Genomic DNA, 20,585 nt, shown 5'->3' on the forward strand with positions numbered 1-20,585 from the left:
GTCTTGCCAAGCCCGCAATCGTCGGTTTTGTCAGTTCAGCACCACCGTCTGGTTGCCGTTGCCGAGAATGCGGTGTTCGGCGTGCCAGCGGACGGCGCGGGAGAGGACGGAGGCTTCGACCTCGCGGCCGGTGGCGACCATCTCCTCCGCGGTGGTTGCGTGGGTCACGCGGCGGACGTCCTGCTCGATGATGGGGCCTTCGTCGAGGTCGGCGGTGACGTAGTGGGCGGTGGCGCCGATCAGCTTCACGCCGCGCGCCTTGGCCTGATGGTAGGGCTTCGCACCCTTGAAGCTCGGCAGGAAGCTGTGGTGGATGTTGATGCAGCGGCCGGCGAGCTGGCCGGCGAAGTCATCCGAGAGGATCTGCATGTAGCGGGCGAGGACGGTGAGTTCGGCGCCGCTCTCTGCGATGATCTCGAGGAAGCGTTTTTCCTGCGCGGTCTTGTCTGAGCGGTCCACCGGGAGGTGGTGGTAGGGGATGCCGTGCCATTCGACGCGCTTTCGTTCCTGCTCGTGATTCGAGACGACACAGACGATGCGTATGGGGAGGGCGCCGATTTCGACCTTGTGTAGGAGATCGACGAGGCAGTGGTTGAACTTCGAGACGGCGATCAGGACGGGCATCGGTTCGGCGATGTCGTGGACTTCCCAGTCGAGCCCGAGTGCGACGACTGCGGGGGCGATGTGCTGGGCGAGGTCGGCGGTCCGGGCGCGGTCGCTCGCGAGTTCCATGCGCGCGAAGAAGGTGGCGCTGTCCGGGTCGCCGTAGATGGCTGCCTCGCGAATGTCCCAGCCGTTGTCGGTGAGAAGCGGCGCCAACCCCGCGAGGATGCCGGTTCGATCCGGACTGCGGAAGCGGAGGACGCAGCGGGTTCGGTTCAGTTCGGTCATGACGGGCTTCCGAGGAGGTGCAGGAGGTATCCGGCGTAGCTCTGATCGGCGATCAGTAAGAACGCAGGCGTATCGCTTGTGCGCGCGATGAATGCGCCGATGTCGCCGAAACGCGTGCGAACCGCGGCGCCGGCCGGGAGGCGGAGATCGAGCGGCGTGAAAGCGGCCAGCCAATCCTGCCCCGCCGATCCTTCCAGTCGCAGCGCGATACGCCCGTGCGTCAGGTCGAGCGCGAGGATGGTTTCGTTGGGAAACGCGGTCTCGGCGCGGTTCAGTGCGGTCGCTACGCCGTCCGATGTGCCCGTGAGCAGCCATTCGCCCGGCGCGACCGCTGAAAGCGCGATATCGCCGTTGCCGGTGAAGCGGTTCGGGGCAGGCGCGCTGAGACCGAGCGCCGCGGCGAGACGCTGCGGCGCGTCGTCGGCGCCCGTGATCTGGATCTTGGCGACGGCGAGGTCCGCGTCGATACGGCACCAATCCGGCATCAGGGGGTTAGGCATCGAGCCGGGCTCCTTCGGGGTCATAGCGGCAGAGGCCGGTGATGCGCGCCTCGCGCCACGTGCCGAGATCCCAGACACGCACGGTGTCGCCCATCCGGTCCTGCCCGCGTTCGACGAGCGCGAGCGCGAGCGGCGCCTCCAGCGTCGGCGACCATGTGCTCGACGTGACCCAGCCCTCGCCGGGCTGCGGCGCGGCAGCCGTGGCGGGGAGCACGTGCGCGCCGGTGGTGAGCGGGGCCGGGTTGCCATCGGTCACTTCGAGTCCGACGAGACTGCGCCGGTCGGTCCTGAGCCCATCGGGCCGGAGCGCCGAGCGGCAGCCGACGAAATCCTGCGCCTTCTTTCGCATGATACCGCCGAAACCGATGTCCTGCGGTAGCGTGGTGCCGTCGGTGTCCGAGCCGACGTGCAGGAAGCCTTTCTCGATGCGCATCGTCATCAGCGCCTCGACGCCGAACGGGGTCAAACCGTAAGGCGCGCCGGCTTCGACCAGCGCGGTCCAGAGCGCCCCGGCATCCCGCCACGGCACGGCGATTTCATAGGAAAGCTCGCCCGTGAAGCTGACGCGCGCGATGCGTGCGGGGAGACCGCAAACATGCCCCGTGCGGGCGCTCATGTGCGGGAAGGCTGCGCCCGAAATGTCGATGTCCGGCTCCAGCGCTGCGAGCACGTCGCGCGCCTTCGGCCCGGCGATGTTGGCGACCGCCCAGCAGGTGGTGACGTCCTCGACGAGCACCTGCATCGTTGTCCATTCGCACTGAAGCCACTCGCGGAATGCTTCAGCGATGGCGGCCGCGTGGCCGCTGGTGGTGCCGACGAGGAAATGGTCCTCGGCCAGCCGCGTGACGACGCCGTCGTCGAACACCGTGCCGTTTTCGGTGAGCATGATCGCGTAGCGGCAGCGGCCCACCTTCAGCGTGCTGATCGTGTTCACATACATGCGATCGAGGAAGGCGGCGGCATCCGGGCCTTTCACTTCGATCTTGCCGAGCGGGGAGGCTTCGAAGAGACCGACACCCGCGCGCACGGCCAGAACCTCGCGGCGGACGGCGTCTTCCTCGCGCTCGCCCGCGCGCGGGTAGGCGGCGGGCCGCATCCAGCCGCCGTATTCGTCGAGCGATGCGCCGTTCTCGCTGTGCCAGTCGTGGAACGCGAGGCGACGGCGGGCGCGCAGACCTTCGCCGACACGGTGCCCGGCGAACACGCCGAACGGCGTCGGGTCGTAGGGCGGGCGGAATTTCGTGGTGCCGATCGCCTGCATCGGTCTTTCAAGCAGGGTGCCGAGGATGCCGATGCCGCTCACGTTCGAGGTCTTGCCCTGATCGGAGGCCATGCCGAGCGTCGTGTAGCGCTTCAGATGCTCGACCGAGCGGAAGTTCTCGCGCGCGGCGAGCGCGATATCTCCAGCGGTCACATCGTTCTGGAAATCGACCCACGCTTCGGGATCGGGCTCTCCGGTTTCGGAAATCGACCAGAGCGCCGGGATCGGCGCGGCGGGCGCGAAATCACCCGCTGCGCCGCCGACACTGCGATGTCCTGCTGCGGCTATGGGTGTGAAGCTCTGCAGGTTGGTGTCGAGCGTCAACCGGCCGGCGCCGTGCGAGTGGAGGTGCACGGCGGGGTTCCAGCCGCCCGAGACGAGCAGCGTGTCGCAGCGCAGCGTCTGCGTGGTGCCCTCGATGCGTCCCGTACCGGAGACGTTTCCGATCCGCACGCCGCGCAGCGATCGCCCGCCCAGAGCCGCAGCGGGGGCCATACCCGCATGAACCGCGATGCCGTGGCTGCGGGCACGTTCGGTCAGCGCGGCAGGCAGGTCAGCGCGCGCATCGACGATGGCAACCAGACGTGCCCCCGCTTCGGCCAGATCGAACGCTGCCTGCCACGCGCTGTCGTTGTTGGTCGCGACCACGACCTGCCGTCCTGCGATGACGCCATAGCGATGCAGATAGGCGCGCGCGGCGCCCGCGAGCATGACGCCGGGGCGGTCGTTGCCACGGAACACGAGCGGGCGTTCGATCGCGCCCGTTGCAAGGATCAGCTCATCGGTGCGCACGCGCCACAACCGCTGGCGCGGGCCGCTGCGCTCCGCCGGGGGCAGGTGGTCGGTGAGCCGTTCGCAGAGCGCGACCATGCCGTGGTCGTAGTGACCGGTCGCGAGCGTTCGCGCTTTCAGCGTGACGTTGGGCATGGCGGCGAGCGCGCGGAGCGTATCTTCGATCCAGACGCGTGCGGGCTTCCCTTCGATCGTGTCGCTGGTTCCGGCAAGCCTGCCGCCCCAGTGCGCGCCGCCGGTGATCAGCATCACGGCTTTCCCGACCTGCGCTGCGTGCAGCGCCGCCGAAAGCCCGGCGATGCCGCCGCCGACAACCAGAACGTCCGTGTGGGCCGAGGTCTGCGTGTAGACATCCGGATCGGGCAGGGTGGGGGAGGTGCCGAGGCCCGCCGCCTTGCGGATCGCGGGCTCGAACAGCAGCCAGTCCGGCCACATGAAGGTCTTGTAGTAGAACGCGGCCGGGATGAAGCGCTTCACGAGGCCGTTCACCGCGAGCAGATCGAAGCCGAGGCTCGGCCATGCGTTCACCGGGTTTGCGCTGAGCCCCTCGTAAAGCTCCACATAGGGCGCCTTGAGGTTCGGGATCGTCTGCGCGCCCTGTTCGAGCTGGACGATGGCATTCGGCTCGTCGAGCCCGGCGGCGATGAGGCCGCGCGGGCGGTGGTATTTGAAGCTGCGCCCCACCATGCGGACGCCGCTGGCGAGCAAGGCGGAGGCGAGCGTATCGCCTGCGAAGCCCGAATAGCGTTTGCCTTCCCAGTGGAAGGTGAGGGGGCGTGTGCGGTCTATGTCGCCGCCGTGGTCGAGCCGGTAGCCGCTCATGCCTCGCCCTCCAGCGCCGGGCGGGGATCGGTGATGCCGTAGACGGCGAGGATGCGGTGCGAGACGGTATCGCGCGCGATGTTGAACCAGAGGCTGCAACCGTAGCGGTGGTGCCAGCGTTCGAAGCCGAGCCCCTTCACGTTATCGCGGAAGAACATGTAGTCCGCCCACGTCGTATCGTCGGTCGCTGCCGGGTCGGCGGGGCGAACGATCGGGCTTTCGCCACCGCAGCGGAATTCGCTTTCGGCGCGGGGACCACACCAGGGACAATCGATCAGCAGCATGGTGACCTCAATGCGCAATACCGGAGGCGGCGGCTTCATCGATGAGCGCGCCGGTCCGGAAACGGTCGAGTGAGAAGGCGGCGGCAAGCGGGTGCGCCTCGCCGGTCGCGATGTTGTGGGCAAAGCAGAAGCCGCCGCCGGGGATCGCCTTGAAGCCGCCGGTGCCCCATCCGCAATTGAGGTACAGGCCCTTCACCGGGCTTTCGCCGAGGATCGGTGTCGAATCCTGGACGACATCGACGATGCCTGCCCACTGCCGGAGCAGGCGGACGCGCGAGAAGTGCGGGAACAGGTCTATGAGGCCCGCCGCCGTGTGTTCGAGCACGGGCAGGCTGCCGCGCTGCGCGTAGGACGGGAACAGATCGAGCGCGCTCCCCACCACGATCTCGCCCTTGTCTGACTGGCTGAGGTAGGTGCCGGTGGAAGGCGCGAGCACGACGGTATCGAGCACTGGCTTCATCGGTTCCGACACGAACGCCTGCAGCGCGTAGGAAACGATCGGCAGGCGGAAGCCCGCGCGCTCTGCCATCACGCTGCTGTGGCCCGCGACCGCGAGGCCGACGCGATCCACGGCGATATCGCCGAGCGAGGTCTCGAGGCCCCGGATGCGACCATCGCGAATGTCGAAGCCGGTCACCTCGCAGTTCTGGATGATGTCGACGCCGAGGCTGTCGGCGGCGCGCGCATAGCCCCATGCCACGGCATCGTGGCGGGCGGTGCCGCCGCGCGGCTGCAGCAGGCCGGCGAGGATCGGGAAGCGCGGCGAGGGATTGAGGCCGGGGATGCGGCGGAGCACCTCGTCCGCCTCGTGATATTCGGCGTCGGCACCGTTCAGCCGCATCGCGTTCGCCGAGCGGCGCAGCATCTCAACGCCGTGCCGGTCGTGCGCGAAGCTCCACATGCCCCGCCGCGAGAACATGATGTTGTAATTGAGTTCGCGCGACAGGTCTTCGTAGAGCGACAGCGAGAAATCGTAAAAGCGCGTGCTTTCCGGGAAGAAATAATTGGAGCGGATCACGGTGGTGTTTCGCCCCGTGTTGCCGCCGCCGATCCAGCCGCGCTCCAGCACGGCGATGTCGCGAAGGCCGTGCTTGCTCGCGAGATAATACGCGGTCGCGAGGCCATGCCCGCCGCCGCCGATGATGACGGCCTCGTAGCTTTTTTTGGGTTTCGCGTCGCGCCACGCGGGCGTCCACGTCCGCTGGCCGGAAAGGCCCGCGCGCAGCAGCGACCACGCCGAATATCGTGTCACCTGCCCGTCGCTCCCCGCTTGCTTCCCATCACGGCGCCAGAGATACATACACTTCTGTTTGGAATCAATCCTGCGAAATGCGTGGAAAGCAAATGAACGGCGCCTCCGAAAGCTCAGACTTTCGGAACGAAGATACAGCGTTGCACTGGACTTGGGTTAGCCTGCGGCCTTGCGGCCCGTACGCTTGGCGGCGGGCGCTTCGCTGACGAGGTCGCCGAGTGTCTTCAGCAGATTGGCCGTCGGTTCGCGGCCGGTCAGCACGCGGTAGTAGAGCGGGACCAGACGAAGCCGCTCGGCATGGGGCTCGCGGAAACCGAGGGCGTAATAGCCGATCTGGTGGAAGTGCGTGATGCGCGCGCGCACGAGGCTTTCGTCGCTGTCGTAGCCGCTCTTCTGGAACAGCTCCTGCAGCAGCCCGATCCATGCGGCATCGGCGCGCTCGACCGCTTCGGCCACGTCGGTGCTTTTGCGTGCCCATGCGCGCACGGCAACATCGAAGGACGGGAAGGCGGGGTCCGCATCCAGCCAGCTCGCCACGACCTCGGTGAGATCCGGCGCGGTCTTCGCCCAGCGCGCGCGGATCTGCGCGATCTCGAAATAGTTGCGGGCTTCCCAGTCGGTCAGCAGCGCATCCAGAAGGTCTTTGCGGTGCTGGAAATGCCAATAGAAGCTGCCGCGCGTCACGCGCATCTGCTTCGCCAGCCGATCGACCTTCACATCGTCGACACCGCGATCGACAAGCGTCTTGCGGGCGCTTGCGATCCAGTCCTCACGGGTGAGACGGCGCGCTGGGCGCGCCTTGGGCGTACCGGTCATGGGCCGAAGCGATGCGCGTTGCCGCCCGGATTGTCCAGTGCTTCCTTGGCGATGCGGGGTCTCACACCCAGCCGGCGGTCTGCGCGACCACCCAGAGGCCGATCGCGAGGAACAGCAGCGCGGCGGTGATGTGAACGGCGCGCATGGGCACGCGGCGGATGAGCGCATCGCCAAGGAATACGGCGGGTACGTTCGCGATCATCATGCCGAGCGTCGTGCCCATCGTCACCGCGATCACGTTTTCGAAACGCGCGCCGAGCGCGACCGTGGCGATCTGCGTCTTGTCGCCCATCTCGACGAGGAAGAAGGCGATGAGCGTGGTGAGGAACGCGCCGAAACGGGCGGGCTTGTCTTCCACATCGTCGAGCTTGTCGGGGATCAGCGTCCAGAGCGCCATGGCGATGAACGAGGCGCCGACGGCGTAGCGGAACCATTGGCCTTCAAGGATCGACGCGACCTGGCTGCCGACGAGCGCGGCGAGGAAATGGTTGGCGATCGTGGCGGCGAAGATGCCCGCGATGATCGGCATCGGGCGCTTGAAGCGGGCGGCGAGGACGATGGCGAGCAGCTGGGTCTTGTCGCCGATCTCGGCGAGCGCGACCACGACGGTCGAAACGAACAGGGCTTCCAAGGGATATCTCCGGGTCGGGCAGTACGCGAATCCAACGACATCGCCTCCCCCGCCCGACCGGACAGGGAAGCGACGTCATTGGTCTCGCCCGAACGGTGATCCCGTTCCCCTCGCACCATGGCCTCTCGACCAAGTATGTTGACGCGAAGGCCCGCCTCGTCGGCGGCTGGCTACTCCCCAGATGACGCTGTGCTGCTAGCCGGGTTTGCGCGCGGACGCAAGCCGCTCAGCCGCACAAGCTCGCAAACCCGGCGAGCCAGAGCATGGCGCCCTCGCGGTCCCAGAGCGCCCAGCCGGCGGCCGCGGCAAGCAGGCCGAGCGCCACGACGAGAAGATGCGCGCGGCGGCTCATGCAGCCTGCAGCCGCGCGACGGGAACGGCGCGGATCGGCAGGTGCAGGAGCGCGGCGATCACGGCGAGCACGATGGAGGCGCCCCACGCCGCATCATAATTGCCGGTGATGTCGTAGAGCACGCCCGCCATCCACGCGCCGAAGAAGCTGCCCACCTGATGGCTGAGGAAGACGATGCCGTAGAGCATCGAGAGGTAGCGGACGCCGAAGATCTGCCCGATGAGGCCGCTCGTCAGCGGCACCGTGCCGAGCCACAGGAAGCCCATCGCCGCGGCGAAGACCAGCGAGGAGAGCGTTGAAACGGGCAGCAGAAGGTAGACGACGATGATGAGGCCGCGGGTTGCATACAGCCCGCTCAGCAGCAGCTTCTTGGGCGCGTGATCGCCCCACAGGCCGAAGATGTACGAGCCGAAGATGTTGAACAGGCCGACGAGCGCCAGCACCGTCCCGCCGATCGCGGTGCCGAGGCCCTTGTCGGCGAGGTAGGCCGGGAAATGCGTGGCGATGAAGGCGATGTGAAAGCCGCAGACGAAGAAACCTGCGGTGAGCAGCAGGAAGCTGCGGTTTGAGATGGCCTCGGCGAGAGCATTTCCGATCGGTTGATCGCTCCGGATCGGCTGCGGCTTTCCGGCGACGCCCACGGAGAGCGCCGCGGCGACGGCGACGGTGCCGGCGAGCACCATGAGCGCGGTCTGGTAGCCGAAGTCGCCGAGCAGCATCTGCCCGGCGGGTACGATAAGGAACTGGCCGAGCGATCCGCCTGCCGTGACGATCCCGAAGGCGAGTGAGCGCTGCGCTTCCGGCACGACGCGGCCAACCGCGCCGAGAACGACGACGAACGTCGTGGCGGACTGCGCCATGCCGACGATCACGCCGAAGGTGATGTGAAGGCTGAACGCGCTCGATGCCATCGCCGCGCCGATGAGGCCAAGGGCGTAGAGAATGGCGCCGAAAGCGACGACGCGCCCGGCGCCGTGGCGGTCGGCAATCGCGCCGACGAACGGCTGCGCGAGGCCGAACAGCAGGTTCTGGATGGCGAGCGCGAGCCCGAACGTGCCGCGCCCGATATCGAGTGCGGCGCTCATCTCGGGAAGGAACAGCCCGAAGGTCTGCCGCACACCCATGGCAAGCGTGACGATCAGTGCGCCGCAGGCGATGACGACGGCGGGGCGCTTCATGGGCGCACTCCGGCTTCGACGCGGTCGAGCAGTGCGAACAGCGTTCCGGTGTCGACCTGCTGTGCCATCTCGGCCTGCGCCTGCTCCCAGAGCGGCGTTGCGCGGTCGATCGCGGCGCGGCCTGTATCCGTCAGCGAAACCATGCGCTGGCGCTTGTCGGTGCCGGCGCAGGATTGCACGAGGCCTTCGCGCTCGAGCGCGCCGACGGTGCGGTTCAGCGTGGTGCGGTCGTGGCCCGTGGCGGCGCCGAACGCCGTCAGCGAGCAGGCACCCGTGCGCGCCAGCGTGCGCAACAGCGCGAACTGCGGCGTCGTGAGGCCGGCCGGCGCCAGCGCGGCGTCGTAGAGCGTGTTCGCGGCGCGGGCGGCGCGGCGCAGGCGTGTGCAGACACAGGGTGAAGACATAATGCGTGCATATGCACGCACCTGCCGCGCCGATCAACCCGTCTTATTCGGCGGGAGGCTGGTCAGCGGTTCCGGGGCCCATCGGCGTGCGATAGAGCAGCGTGACACTGATGCGCCGGTTGCGCGGATCGTAGGGGTTGGCCTTGTTGAAGGGCTCCCGGTCGGCGACACCTTCAAGGCGCGAGAAGCGTGTCGGATCGACGCCGGCAGCGGCGAGCGCGGCGCGCGTCGTTTCGGCGCGCTGCGCGGAGAGCACCCAGTTGTTCATACCGCCCGCCGGTCCGCCGAGCGAGCCGCCGGCGTAGGGCAGGCTGTCGGTGTGGCCGCGCATGGCGATCGGGTTCGGCATCGTCTGCACGGCCGTGGCGACGGCGCGGACAAGGTCCTGCGCCTGCGGCGAAAGCCGGTTGGTGCCGACGGAAAACATCGCGAAGTCAGCCTCGTCGAGGATATCGATGCGCAGGCCTTCCTGCGTCACCGACAGCCGCAGCTGGTCACGCAGCTGCGCGAGATTCTTGTCGCTCGCCATGCGCTTTTCAAGCGCTTCGGCCGCGGCTTCGAAGCGTTTCACGTCTTCGCGCTGCAACTGATCGGCTGCTGCGCGTTCCTCCGGCGTCGGCGGTGTCACGCGCGAGAAGCTGGTGACGGGCATCAGCCGCTGCGTGCCCTTCGGCACGGCGTTCGGCGCGTTGCCGTCGGGCGCCAACATGGCGCGGCCACCCATCACGCCGTTCGATCCGCCCGCCTTGGTGTGCTGGACGAGCGTCGGTGAGAAATAGTCGGCGATGCCCTTGCGCTGATCCTCGTTGGTTGCGCCGACGATCCACAGCAGCAGGAAGAACGCCATCATCGCGGTCACGAAGTCGGCGTAAGCCACTTTCCACGCGCCGCCGTGATGGCCGCCGTGGGCTTCGATGGTGATCTTCTTGATGATGATCGGCGGCGGGACTTCCGCTTCGGCGACGAGCGGCTTGATCGGCTCGGCGCTCATCGGCCGCGCAGCCCGTCAAACACCTCGGCGAAGCCGGGCTGGTTCTTGCTGCTGATGCTGGTGCGCGCGGCCTCGATGACCATGGCGGGCGCATTGCCGTGCAGCGAGGAAATGATGATCGCCTTGGCGACGTGGTAGATTTCGCCGTCTTCCTCGAGGATCTGCTCCAGCCGGTTCGCCATCGGCGAGACGATGCCGTAGGCGAGGAGCACGCCGAGGAAGGTGCCGACGAGCGCCGAGCCGATCATGCCGCCGAGAACGGCGGGCGGCTGGTCGATCGAGCCCATGGTCTTCACGACGCCGAGCACGGCCGCGACGATGCCGAGCGCCGGGAGGGCGTCACCGGTGGATTGCAGCACCTTCACCGGCTTCATCGCGGCGTGGTGATGCGTCTTCATCGCATTGTCCATGATCTCCTCGACGGCGTGCACGTTGAGCGTGCCCGAGGAGACGACGACGAGGCGGATGGCGTCCGCCATGAAATCGATGAGGAAATGGTCTTTCAGCAGCTTTGGGTACTCGTTGAAGATGCTGCTGGATTTGGGGTCCTCGATGTGCGCTTCCATCGCGACCGGGCCATCGGTCTTCATGGTCTTCATCAGCTTGGAGGCGAGGAAGATCGCGTCGAGATAGTCCTTCCTGTTGTAGGTCGGACCCTTGAAGATCTTGCCGATGCCGCCGCCGACCTGCTTCAGGATGGCGAAGCTGTTGCCAAGCAGCAGTGAGCCCGCCGCCGCGCCGCCGATGATGAGCATCTCGTGCGGAATCGCGTGCATGACCGGCTCGAGATTGCCGCCGGTGATGGCGAAACCACCGAAGACCATCGCGAAAAGGACAATAAGGCCGATCGCAGCGAACATCTAACGCACAACTCCATTGCCTGGCGGCATCACCGGGCCTCGCCCGGATTCTTGCGATGCCGTCTGTCCATCTTGCTTAACGACCTCAGTTGACGGCCATTTAGGCACCCAAAGGTTGAGAAAGGCTTCCCCGTACATAGATTTGTTGCGACGCAGCACAGCGTTACAAGTAGCTGAAGAGCGACAGTTTCTTGATCTGGGCGAAGCTCTGCTGCGAAGCGTCGAGCAACGTCATCGCGCTTTTGAGCTGGACGATGGCCGCGGCGACGTCGAGGCTTTCGAGATTGCTCTTCGCGGTCGTCATCGTGGTCTCCAGCGCCTTCAGACGGTCGGTCTCCGTATCCACCTGCGCCATGCGCGAGCCGAAGGTGGCGCGCTGATCGGCAAGGCGGTCGATGCCTGCCGTCGTGTCGCTGAGCGCCTTCTCCATGCCTGCCGTGAAGGTCGCAGCATCGACGCTGGGGTCGTCGAGCAGCGCCTTGAATTCCGTGAGCGAGGCGAGGATCGTCTGGCGTCCGCCGCTCGTTTCGATCGAAAGCATTGAGAGGCCGTTCGCGCCGGTCGAGACGGCCACGTCGGCGCTGATCGGCACCTTCGGCGCGTCGCCGCTGCCCTGCCACACGATGGCGCCGGTCGCATCCCGCGCGAACGGTGCCGTGCCGACGGAAGCGCCTGAAAACAAATAATTTCCGGCTGCATCGCGGCTGTTCGAAAGCGACAGCATCTGATCGATGATCTGCCCGAGCTCGGTGCTGATCACCTTCCGATCGGCGTCGGTCAGCGTGCCGTTCGCGGCCTGCACGGCGAGTTCCTTCGCGCGCACCATCTGGTTCGACATGGCGTCCACGGCGCTGTCGGCAAACGAAAGCTGCGTTGTGATCGCATCCATGTTGCGGATGAACTGCTGGTTGTTGTCGATGCTGCGCTGCAAGTCCGCGACGCGGCTCGACCCCAGCGGATCGTCCGATGGATCGAGGATGCGCTTGCCCGACGCGATCTGCGCCTCGAGCTGGGCGAGGGTCGATTGCAGCGAGCCCATGCGGCTCATCTGTGACTGGAAGGACTGGAAGGTGCCGACGCGCATTTTGCGGTTCCTCGGGGAAGCTTAGCGGATGTCGATAATGGTCTGGAAGATCTCGCGGGCGGCCGCGATGATCTTCGCAGAGGCCTGATAGGCCTGCTGGAAACGGATGAGATCGGCAGCTTCCTCGTCGAGATTGACGGCGGATGCCGCGTCGCGCGCTTCCAGCGCCTTGTCGCGCACGGCGAGCGTTGCCGATGCCAGCGCTTTCGTATCGTTGAGGTTCGTCGCAACCCGCGTCACTTCACGGGCGAAGCGGCCCTCGAAGCCGGGATTGCCGAGCCTTGTATCGACCATGCGCAGCATGTTGGCGTTGTCGGCCATGCCTGCCGCCGTCGGTGCGACGACGAAGCTGTCACCCTCCGCAATCGTGCCCGAAAGCTGCACGTCGAAGCCGTTCACCGGAATCCATGCGCCCGGCACATAGGCCCCGCTCGCAAGCACGGTGGGCGGAACGCCGGTGTCAGCCGTGTCGATGATCTCGTAGGTGCTGCCCGCGCCCATGCGGACCGTGAAACTCGTCGGCACCGGCGCGGGGATCGTAGCGGCGGCCGGGTTGCTGCGCACGGAAACCGTGCCCGCGCCCTGGTTGGCCGCAGAAATATCGGCCGCCCACGGCGCTGCCGCCGCAACGTTCGCGCCGTCCTCCACGAGAACGCGCATACCCGCAGCGCCCGAGACGCCTTCGATCTGGAACCAGTCGCCGCCCTTGGGCGCGCCGCCGAGTTCGAGGTGGATGCCATCGAGGTCGAGCGTGCCGCTGCCGGTTATGGAGGCGCTGCCATCGGTGCGCGAGAGCGTCCACTGGCTGGTGCCGCCGTCGTACCAGAGCTCATAGCCCCCGGCGAAGACGAGCGACTCGTCGGTCACTTGAAGGTCGAGCGTCGCCTGCCCGGTGTTGGTCCGCGACGGCGTCGCCACGAGCGAACTTGCCGCGAACAGATCGCCGCCGGCGACACCGTTCAGATCGACGCCCTGCCGATGTGCGGCATTGACGCTGGTGACGAACTGCTGGGCGAGCGTATCGATCGCAGCCATGCTGGTGCTGTTCTGCGTGTAGGCATCGGAAAGGCCGGCGAGAACGCCGCTGCCCGGCACCGGAATGGTGCCGCTGCTCCCGAACGGATCGAGCGTCAGCCGGATCTTGCCGTTCGCCTCTGTGGCGCCGAGCAGCTTCGCGCCCATCTGATCGAGCAGCATGGGACCGTTCGAATTGTCGAGGCGCACATCGACCGTGCCGTCGCCGCGGGTGGTGACGTCGATCTTGGTGAGCGACGCCAACTCGTTCAGCAGGCGGTCGCGCTCGTCTTCGAGGCTCGCGGAGGCGGACGTGCCGCCCGCGGTACGGCGGATGGTTCCGTTCAGCGTCGAAAGCGCGCTGGTGAGGTCGTTGATGCGATCGACGGTCTGGTCGACATCCTGCTTGATGCCCGTGCGCGTCGCATCGAACGATTGCGCGAGGCTACGGAACTGCGCGGCGACTTCGCCGGCGGCCGACAGGAAGGCATCGCGCGCGGAGAGCGAGGTGGGATCGGTGGAGATGTCCTGCGCGGCGTTGTAGAACGACGTCAGCCTCCCGGAGAGGCCCTGCGAATCGGTGTTGAGGAACGACTGGATCTCGCTCAGCCAGTATTGCCGCGTCTGCGCGCGGGCGTAGTCGCCGGACGCTGTGCGGGCATCGCTGGTGAGGAAGGCGTCATAGGCACGGGCGACACCGCTGACGTTGACGCCGCTTCCCGCTGTGGTCTGCCGGATCAGCGGGAAGCCGCCGCCGGCGGAGGGGTTCTCCGTGACGACGGCGGTACGCCGCGCATAGCCGGGCACGTTCGCGTTGGCGATGTTCTCGCCGACGATGTCGAGCGCGGTCTGGTAGGCGCGGACGCCGGATGCGCCGAGGCCGAGGAGGTCGCTCATTTCGCTTCGCCTTCGTTTGTCGCGGGGGCCGCGGTTTGCTGGCCACGCGCGAGAAAGGTCTTCAGCGCCTCGGCAATGCCGAGCGGGCTGTGCTTCGCGAGCGTGCCTGCAAGCTCGCGGTCCTGCATTTCGCGGAAGGTCTTCAGACCCTCGCTCTGGAAGAGGCCGCCATCGGGCACGGCCTGCCGCGCCTGCTTCAGCATCAGGTTCACGAACACGGCCTCGAACTGCTGTGCGGCCTTGTCGAGGTTCGCATCGGTGTTCTTGCGGCTGCTGTCGACAGCCGCGGTTCCGCCGTTCTGAAGGCCGTTTATCGTCGTCATATCACGATCAGCTCCGCCTTGAGCGCGCCCGCCTGCTTCAAGGCTTCGAGGATGGCGACGAGGTCCGACGGGGTCGCGCCGAGCGCGTTCACCGACTTCACGATGTCGTCGAGCGCGACGCCCGGATTGAACAGGAACATGTGCGCGCCGCCCTGCTCGACCTCTATGCCGCTGTCGGGCGTCACTGTCGTCTGGCCGCGCGAGAAGGGGCCCGGCTGGCTGACCTGCGGGTTCTCAGTCACCTTCACCACCATGCTGCCGTGGCTGACGGCGGCGGGCGAGACGCGGACGTTGGCGCCGATCACCACTGTGCCGGTGCGCGAGTTGACGACCACGCGCGCGGCGGGCGCGGCGGGCTGCACCTCGATGTTTTCGATGATCGAGACGAGGCTGATGCGCTGGTCCGCCTGCATCGGCGCGGTGACTTCGATGGAGACCGCGTCGATGGGCGAGGCGGTGCCGCCGCCGAGTGTTTTGTTGATGGCGTCGGCGACGCGCTGCGTCGTCGTGAAATCCGCTTCGCGGAGGTTGAGCACGAGGCTCGGCGAGGTCGCGAACGGCGTGTCGACCATGCGCTCGACCGAAGCGCCCTGCGGGATGCGGCCGGTGGAGGGGACGTTCACCGTCACTTTCGATCCGTCCTGCCCCTCGACGCCGAGACCGCCGACGGCAAGGCTGCCCTGCGACATCGCATAGACCTCGCCGTCCGCGCCGACGAGCGGCGTCAGGAGCAGGTTGCCGCCGCGAAGCGACTTCGCCTTGCCGATCGCCGAGACGGTCACGTCGATCTTCTGGCCGGGCTTCGCGAAGGGCGGCAGGTCCGCCGTCACCATCACGGCCGCGGCGTTCTTGAGGCTGGCCTTCACCCCCGGCGGGATGACGACGCCGAAGCGCGCGATCGCGCTTCTCATGCTCTGGATCGTGTATTCGAGATTGTCGTCGCCGGTGCCGTTGAGGCCGACGACGATGCCGTAGCCGACGAGCTGGTTCGAGCGAATGCCGGCGAAATCGCCGAGATCCTTGACGCGCTCCGCCGCCGCCGGTGCGGCAAACCCGCAGGCGAGGACGAGAGCGATGAGGAAGCGGCGAAGGCGCATGGCGAGTCCTTTGGACCTAGAAGGGTGTAATTGCGGTGAAGAAGCGCTGCAGCCAGCCCATGCGGGTCTGCTGCGCGAGTTCGCCGGTGCCGGAGTAGGCGATGCGGGCGTCGGCGACGCGCGTGGAGGCGACGCGGTTCTCGGGCGTCACATCCTGCGGGCGCACGATGCCGGAGATCTGTAGATACTCTTCGCCGCGGTTGAGCTTGATGAGCTTCTGGCCGCGCACGAGCATGGTGCCGTTGGTGTAGACCTGCGCCACGGTGACGGTCATCTCGCCGGTCAGCTGGTTCGACTGTGCGGCGGAACCCTGTCCGGCGAAGGTCTGGCCGCTGCCGCCTGAAAGCAGCCCATCCGGCACCCACGAGAAGGGTTTCGCATCGGGGAGCGTAAGCGACATGTCGCTGTTGCGCGAGCTCGCGCTCGATACCGACTTCGCGGCCTGCGTCTTTTCGACGAGTACGATTGTCAGCACGTCGCCGACGCGCCGGGCGCGATTGTCCTCGACGAGGCTGGCGAAACGGCCGGCCTGGTAGATGGCGCCCGTTGCCTGCAAGGGCGCGGTCGGCGCCGGGGCGTGCGACGGTGCGAATTCCGCCATCGGGCGCTCGTAGGGCGCTGCGCACGCGGCGGTCGCCGCGAGCAGCGAGAGGGCGGCAACCTTAAAGGTTCTGCGTGACATACTGCATCATCCCGTCGACCGTGGAGATCACCTTCGAGTTCACCTCGTAGGCGCGCTGCGTCTCGATCATGTTGACCATTTCCTCGACCATGTTGACGTTCGAGGTTTCGAGCATGTTCTGGTTGATCTCGCCGAGACCATCGACGCCCGGCGTTCCCACGATCGGCGCGCCGCTCGCGGCGGTTTCGGCGAACAGATTGTCGCCGAGCGGCTGGAGACCAGCAGGGTTCAGGAAGTTCGCGACCTGGATCTGACCGATCTGGCTCGGCGAGGAGTCGCCGGCATTGACGATGCTGACCGTGCCATCCTTGCCGATCGTCAGCGACCGGGCGCCTTCCGGGATCGTGATGTCGGGCTGCAGCGGGTAGCCGTCGTTGGTGACGAGCAGGCCCTCGCTGCTCACCGTGAACGAGCCGTCGCGCGTGTAGGTGATCGTGCCGTCGGGCTTCAGCACCTGGAAATAGCCGGAGCCGTTGATCGCCATGTCGGTCGGGTTGTCGGTCGACTGCATCGAGCCCTGCGTATTGATACGCTCGGTGCCGACGATGCGCACGCCCGTGCCGATGTTGAGGCCGGTCGCATACTGCGTCGATTGCTCGCTGTTGGCGCCCGCCTGCCGGTAGTTCTGGTACATCAGGCTCTGGAATTCCGCGCGGTCGCGCTTGAAGCCCGTGGTGTTCACGTTGGCGAGGTTGTTGGAGATGACCCTCATGCGCATGTCCTGCGCGTCGAGGCCGCTCCTTGCCGTGTGCAGTGCCGAGCTCATATGCCGGACTCCTTCCTTGCTATTCCAGACGCAGCAGCGACGTGCTGCTCATGTCCATGTCGCGGACGCTGGTGACGAGCTGCACCTGCACCTCGTAGGCGCGCGCCTGCTCGATCATGTCGACCATCGAGGCCATCATGTTGACGTTCGAACCTTCAAGCCCGCCGGTCTGGAGGCGTGCGGTATCGTCCTGCGCGAGCTGTCCGCCGCCCGCCGCGCGCATCAGATTGTCGAGGCCCTTTTCCAGTTCGTCCGGCTGCGGCGTCACCAGCTTGATGCGGCCAACTTCGCTCATCTCGTTGAGCTGCCCGCCCTGCGGACGAATGCTCACCGTGCCGTCGGCGCCGATCTCGACCGTATTGGCCGGCGGCACCGTGATCGGCCCGCCTTGTCCGACGACGACGAGGCCGTCGCCGGTTTCAAGGATACCCGTGGGGCTGATGCGGAGATCGCCGCGCCGGGTGTAGACTTCGGTGCCGTCCGGTGCCTGAACCGCCATCATCGATTCGCCCAGCATCGCCACGTCGAGCGCGCGACCGGTCTGATTGACCGTGCCGGGCGCCTGGTCCGACGCCAGCGTGCCTTCGGCCGCCTGGATGCGGCTGGCGAAGCTCTGGCCGCCGACGAGATGGCGGCTCTGCGCTTCGCTGACGTCGCGCTTGAAGCCGATCGTGCTCGCGTTGGCGATATTGTGCGCCGTCACGTCCTGCGCAGCCATGGCGCTGCGCAGGCCGGAGAGGGCGGTATAGACGAGACGGTCCATGGTCGGTTCCGGTCAGCTCAAATCCGCTTAGCTGCGGATGTTGATGATGGCGCTCGTCATCGCGCTATCGGTTTCGATCGCCTTCGCATTCGCCTGGAAGTTGCGCTGCGCGGTGATGAGGTTGACGAGTTCCTCGGTGATATCGACGTTCGCCATTTCAAGCGCGCCCGAACGGATCGTGCCGACACCGCTCGATCCCGCCTCGCCGAGGATCGGTTCGCCGGAAATGCCGGTTGACGTGTAATGCGCGTCGCCGGTCTGCTTGAGGCCGTTGGCGTTGGCGAAGGTCGCGACCGCGATCTTGCCGAGCGCCTGCGTCTGACCGTTGGTGAAGCTGGCGCGCACCACGCCGTTGTTGTCGACGGTAACGCTGTCGAGACGGCCCGACGGATAACCGTCCTGCGTCATCGACACGATCGAGAACGGGTCCGAATACTGCGTCGTCGACGTACCGTGATCGAGCGAGATGAGCAGCGGATCGCCGCCGGGGATGTTCAGCGGGTCGAAGCCCACGCCTGTGGTCGGAGAAATGAGCTGACCGAAATTGTCGAAGCGCATTTGCATAGGCGAAGGGCCGGACGAGGGTGTGAGTTCCGTACCGTCGACGATGACGTGGACGTTCCAGTCGTTCGTGGTCGACGACGAATTCGAGCTCGATGTGCGGACATAATAGATTTCCGCAGCCATCGGATTGCCGAGCGAGTCGTAGACCGTCGTGGAGGTCGAACGGTTGTAGGTGGTGGGATTGTCCGGATTGAACGCGTAGGGGTTCGTCGGGGTATAGATCGGGTTGTTCGGGATCACCTCCGCGTCGGACGGCAGGTTCAGCGCAAGGTTGATTCCGGTGGTGGCGCGCGGTTGGCCCGAGGTCAGCGGCAGGCGCAGTGCGCGCGTGTCGTTGATGCTCGTCGAGATCACCGTGCCCGAATCGTTCACCGGATAGACCTGAAGCGCCTGGCCGCCGCTATCGACGACGAAACGCTCGTTGTTCACGCTGAACGATCCATTGCGGGTGAACTGCATGTCGGTGGTGCCCGAGGTGGATTTCACCATGAAGAAGCCTTCGCCCATGAGCGCGACGTCCATCACGTTGAGGCTCGACTGGATCGCGCCCTGCGTGAACTGCTGCTTGATCGTCTTGAGCGCGGTGCCCGAGCCGGCGACGCGGCCGGCGCTCTGCAGCGCGGAGCTGGAGATGATGTCACCGAACTCGGCGCGCGAGCGCTTGAAGCCGACCGTGCCGACGTTCGCGATGTTGTTCGAGGTCGTGGAAAGATCGGTCTGCGCGGCGTTGAGGCCGGTGAGCGAGGTATACATTGCCATGGGTAGGGTCTCCTCTGGAAACGGTGAGAACTAGCTGCTGATCTTCTGAACCTTGTCGAAGGTGACGGAGCCGATGCCGAGCAGGTCGAGCGTCATCGGCGTGTTCGCGGTCGCGGTGCTGACGGACTGGACGAGCGCGTAGACCGAGGTGGAAAGCGCCTCGCGCTTGCCGCCCACGTTTGCCGTCGCCTCGATGGTGACGGGGCCCGGCTCCACGGTTTCGCCCGCGTCGTTCTTGCCGTCCCAGGCGAATTCGTGGACGCCGTCCTCGACCGCGCCGAGCTTCAGCGTGCGGATCGTCGCGCCGGTGGAATCCTTGATCGCGACCGTCGTGTCGGTCGCACCCTCGGGGATCGTGATCGCCCCGTAAACGGCACCCGTGCCGTCCGGCACCGCCTTGGTGCCCGATGTCAGCACATATTTGCCGACAAGGCCGGTGGCCGTTGAAAGCTGATTGTTGTTCAGCGAATCGAGGATGCTGCCGAGCTTGGTGTTCATCTCCGAGATGCCCGCCAGCGACGAGAACTGCGCCATCTGCGCGACGAACGCCTCGTTCTCGACCGGGTTGAGCGGGTCCTGGTTCTTCAGCTGCGTCGTCAGCAGCTTCAGGAAGTCGCTCTGATCGAGCTGACTCTTCTGCGTGACGGTGCTGCTTGAATCGTAGCTCTTGATGCCGAGCGCACTCAGATCAAGGCCGCTGCTGGTACTGGTCATGCCTGCCTCACTGTCCGAGTTTCAGGGTGTTCAGCATCAGCGACTTCGCGGTCTGAATGACCTCGACGTTGTTCTGATACTGGCGGGAGGCTTCGAGCAGCTCGACCATCTCCTGGGTCTGGTCGACTGCGGCCTCGTAGATATAGCCGTCCTTGTCGGCCATCGGATGGCCGGGATCGTAGCGCTTCACGGGTGTGCCGCCGGCGGAGACGACATCGACGACGTCCACCGTGGCTGAGGCCCCGCCGTTCGCCTGATCGAAATAGGTCTCGAAGATCGGCTTGCGCGCCTTGTAGGCTTCGGCCTCGCTGCTCGCGACGGAGCCGGCGTTCGCAAGGTTGCTCGCCGTGGTGTTGAGCCGCACGAGCTGCGCCGACATGGCGCGGCCCGAAATGTCGAAGATCGAAAGTCCGGCCATCGTCATTCGCCCTTCAGCGCACGCGAGAGCGTGTTGATGCGGCCGTTCAGGAACGCGAGCGTCGTCTGATACTGAACGGCGTTTTCGCCGAAGCGTGTCTGCTCGGTGGAAAGCTCGACCGTGTTGCCGTCGAGCGATGCCTGGTTCGGGATGCGGTAGAGCGCGCCGCCGGATGCGCCGGGGCCACCCATGCCGATGTGGTTGCCTGCGGTAACGGTCAGCGCGCCGCCGCTCTCCGCCGACTTCAGCTGCGCGGCGAAATCGATGTCGCGCGCTTTGTAGCCGGGGGTGGCCGCGTTGGCGATGTTCGAGGCGAGCAGCTCGAGGCGCTTCGAACGCAATTCGAGCGCCTGTGCGTGCACACCGAAATAATTGTCGAGTACGTCCATTGCGGTACGTCCTGATGGTTTTGTCCGCTCTCGCTCCAGCAAGTGGCGTGCCAGATCGATAACAATATGATTTCAATAGAT

At 66.3% G+C, this 20,585-nt stretch carries 23 protein-coding genes and 1 riboswitch; all 23 genes read right to left on the minus strand.

Annotated features, from left to right (window positions below; all coding sequences use genetic code 11):
- Positions 1 to 30: 30 nt before the first annotated feature.
- Positions 31 to 891 carry a formyltetrahydrofolate deformylase gene (gene purU, locus ACFQ00_RS03385; RefSeq protein WP_381486226.1) on the minus strand — a complete coding sequence of 287 codons (861 nt, stop codon included), beginning with the start codon at positions 889 to 891 and terminating at the stop codon, positions 31 to 33.
- Positions 888 to 1,391, minus strand: a complete 504-nt coding sequence (locus tag ACFQ00_RS03390; protein WP_381486229.1) for a sarcosine oxidase subunit gamma — start codon at positions 1,389 to 1,391, stop codon at positions 888 to 890. The genes purU and ACFQ00_RS03390 overlap by 4 nt, the downstream gene beginning before the upstream one ends.
- Positions 1,384 to 4,266: a 2Fe-2S iron-sulfur cluster-binding protein gene (locus tag ACFQ00_RS03395; protein WP_381486231.1), complete on the minus strand. Its 2,883-nt coding sequence runs from the start codon at positions 4,264 to 4,266 to the stop codon at positions 1,384 to 1,386. Before ACFQ00_RS03395 ends, ACFQ00_RS03390 begins: the two co-directional genes overlap by 8 nt.
- On the minus strand, positions 4,263 to 4,550 hold the full coding sequence (locus ACFQ00_RS03400) for a sarcosine oxidase subunit delta (RefSeq protein WP_381486233.1): 288 nt from the start codon (positions 4,548 to 4,550) through the stop codon (positions 4,263 to 4,265). Before ACFQ00_RS03400 ends, ACFQ00_RS03395 begins: the two co-directional genes overlap by 4 nt.
- 7 nt (positions 4,551 to 4,557) lie before the next feature.
- The gene (locus ACFQ00_RS03405; RefSeq protein WP_381486236.1) at positions 4,558 to 5,802 is read right to left on the minus strand and encodes a sarcosine oxidase subunit beta family protein; all 1,245 of its coding nucleotides are present in this window, start codon (positions 5,800 to 5,802) and stop codon (positions 4,558 to 4,560) included.
- 156 nt (positions 5,803 to 5,958) lie between these two features.
- Positions 5,959 to 6,618, minus strand: a complete 660-nt coding sequence (locus tag ACFQ00_RS03410) for a TetR/AcrR family transcriptional regulator (RefSeq protein ID WP_381486239.1) — start codon at positions 6,616 to 6,618, stop codon at positions 5,959 to 5,961.
- A 61-nt stretch (positions 6,619 to 6,679) separates the two neighbouring features.
- On the minus strand, positions 6,680 to 7,249 hold the full coding sequence (locus tag ACFQ00_RS03415; RefSeq protein ID WP_381486242.1) for a TMEM165/GDT1 family protein: 570 nt from the start codon (positions 7,247 to 7,249) through the stop codon (positions 6,680 to 6,682).
- 11 nt (positions 7,250 to 7,260) lie between these two features.
- Positions 7,261 to 7,441: riboswitch (yybP-ykoY riboswitch) on the minus strand.
- A gap of 34 nt (positions 7,442 to 7,475) precedes the next feature.
- Positions 7,476 to 7,601 carry a hypothetical protein gene (locus tag ACFQ00_RS03420; protein ID WP_381486245.1) on the minus strand — a complete coding sequence of 42 codons (126 nt, stop codon included), beginning with the start codon at positions 7,599 to 7,601 and terminating at the stop codon, positions 7,476 to 7,478.
- Positions 7,598 to 8,779 (minus strand): MFS transporter, encoded by a 1,182-nt coding sequence (locus ACFQ00_RS03425; RefSeq protein ID WP_381486247.1) that lies wholly within the window; start codon positions 8,777 to 8,779, stop codon positions 7,598 to 7,600. Before ACFQ00_RS03425 ends, ACFQ00_RS03420 begins: the two co-directional genes overlap by 4 nt.
- Positions 8,776 to 9,183 (minus strand): MarR family winged helix-turn-helix transcriptional regulator, encoded by a 408-nt coding sequence (locus ACFQ00_RS03430; RefSeq protein ID WP_381486250.1) that lies wholly within the window; start codon positions 9,181 to 9,183, stop codon positions 8,776 to 8,778. The genes ACFQ00_RS03425 and ACFQ00_RS03430 overlap by 4 nt, the downstream gene beginning before the upstream one ends.
- A gap of 43 nt (positions 9,184 to 9,226) precedes the next feature.
- The gene (locus ACFQ00_RS03435; protein WP_381486253.1) at positions 9,227 to 10,174 is read right to left on the minus strand and encodes a flagellar motor protein MotB; all 948 of its coding nucleotides are present in this window, start codon (positions 10,172 to 10,174) and stop codon (positions 9,227 to 9,229) included.
- Positions 10,171 to 11,034: a flagellar motor stator protein MotA gene (gene motA / locus ACFQ00_RS03440; RefSeq protein WP_381486255.1), complete on the minus strand. Its 864-nt coding sequence runs from the start codon at positions 11,032 to 11,034 to the stop codon at positions 10,171 to 10,173. Before motA ends, ACFQ00_RS03435 begins: the two co-directional genes overlap by 4 nt.
- 163 nt (positions 11,035 to 11,197) lie before the next feature.
- Positions 11,198 to 12,118, minus strand: a complete 921-nt coding sequence (gene flgL, locus ACFQ00_RS03445) for a flagellar hook-associated protein FlgL (protein WP_381486258.1) — start codon at positions 12,116 to 12,118, stop codon at positions 11,198 to 11,200.
- A gap of 21 nt (positions 12,119 to 12,139) precedes the next feature.
- Positions 12,140 to 14,029, minus strand: a complete 1,890-nt coding sequence (flgK, locus tag ACFQ00_RS03450) for a flagellar hook-associated protein FlgK (protein ID WP_381486260.1) — start codon at positions 14,027 to 14,029, stop codon at positions 12,140 to 12,142.
- The gene (locus ACFQ00_RS03455; RefSeq protein WP_381486263.1) at positions 14,026 to 14,352 is read right to left on the minus strand and encodes a rod-binding protein; all 327 of its coding nucleotides are present in this window, start codon (positions 14,350 to 14,352) and stop codon (positions 14,026 to 14,028) included. The genes flgK and ACFQ00_RS03455 overlap by 4 nt, the downstream gene beginning before the upstream one ends.
- The gene (locus ACFQ00_RS03460; protein ID WP_381486266.1) at positions 14,349 to 15,449 is read right to left on the minus strand and encodes a flagellar basal body P-ring protein FlgI; all 1,101 of its coding nucleotides are present in this window, start codon (positions 15,447 to 15,449) and stop codon (positions 14,349 to 14,351) included. The genes ACFQ00_RS03455 and ACFQ00_RS03460 overlap by 4 nt, the downstream gene beginning before the upstream one ends.
- A 16-nt stretch (positions 15,450 to 15,465) precedes the next feature.
- Positions 15,466 to 16,131 (minus strand): flagellar basal body L-ring protein FlgH, encoded by a 666-nt coding sequence (locus ACFQ00_RS03465; protein ID WP_381486269.1) that lies wholly within the window; start codon positions 16,129 to 16,131, stop codon positions 15,466 to 15,468.
- Positions 16,112 to 16,897, minus strand: a complete 786-nt coding sequence (gene flgG / locus ACFQ00_RS03470; protein WP_381486272.1) for a flagellar basal-body rod protein FlgG — start codon at positions 16,895 to 16,897, stop codon at positions 16,112 to 16,114. The genes ACFQ00_RS03465 and flgG overlap by 20 nt, the downstream gene beginning before the upstream one ends.
- A gap of 19 nt (positions 16,898 to 16,916) precedes the next feature.
- On the minus strand, positions 16,917 to 17,660 hold the full coding sequence (locus tag ACFQ00_RS03475; RefSeq protein ID WP_381486274.1) for a flagellar basal body rod protein FlgF: 744 nt from the start codon (positions 17,658 to 17,660) through the stop codon (positions 16,917 to 16,919).
- Positions 17,661 to 17,687: 27 nt separating this feature from the next.
- Complete coding sequence (locus ACFQ00_RS03480) at positions 17,688 to 18,983, minus strand: flagellar hook protein FlgE (RefSeq protein WP_381486277.1); 1,296 nt, start codon at positions 18,981 to 18,983, stop codon at positions 17,688 to 17,690.
- 30 nt (positions 18,984 to 19,013) lie between these two features.
- The gene (locus ACFQ00_RS03485; RefSeq protein WP_381486280.1) at positions 19,014 to 19,697 is read right to left on the minus strand and encodes a flagellar hook assembly protein FlgD; all 684 of its coding nucleotides are present in this window, start codon (positions 19,695 to 19,697) and stop codon (positions 19,014 to 19,016) included.
- 7 nt (positions 19,698 to 19,704) lie between these two features.
- The gene (gene flgC / locus ACFQ00_RS03490; RefSeq protein ID WP_449325421.1) at positions 19,705 to 20,121 is read right to left on the minus strand and encodes a flagellar basal body rod protein FlgC; all 417 of its coding nucleotides are present in this window, start codon (positions 20,119 to 20,121) and stop codon (positions 19,705 to 19,707) included.
- A complete protein-coding gene (flgB, locus tag ACFQ00_RS03495; RefSeq protein WP_381486285.1) occupies positions 20,118 to 20,504 on the minus strand; it encodes a flagellar basal body rod protein FlgB in 387 nt (128 codons plus the stop codon). Before flgB ends, flgC begins: the two co-directional genes overlap by 4 nt.
- Between the last annotated feature and the right edge of the window lie 81 nt (positions 20,505 to 20,585).

Source organism: Sphingosinicella xenopeptidilytica (assembly GCF_042676985.1).
GTDB lineage: Bacteria > Pseudomonadota > Alphaproteobacteria > Sphingomonadales > Sphingomonadaceae > Sphingosinicella > Sphingosinicella xenopeptidilytica.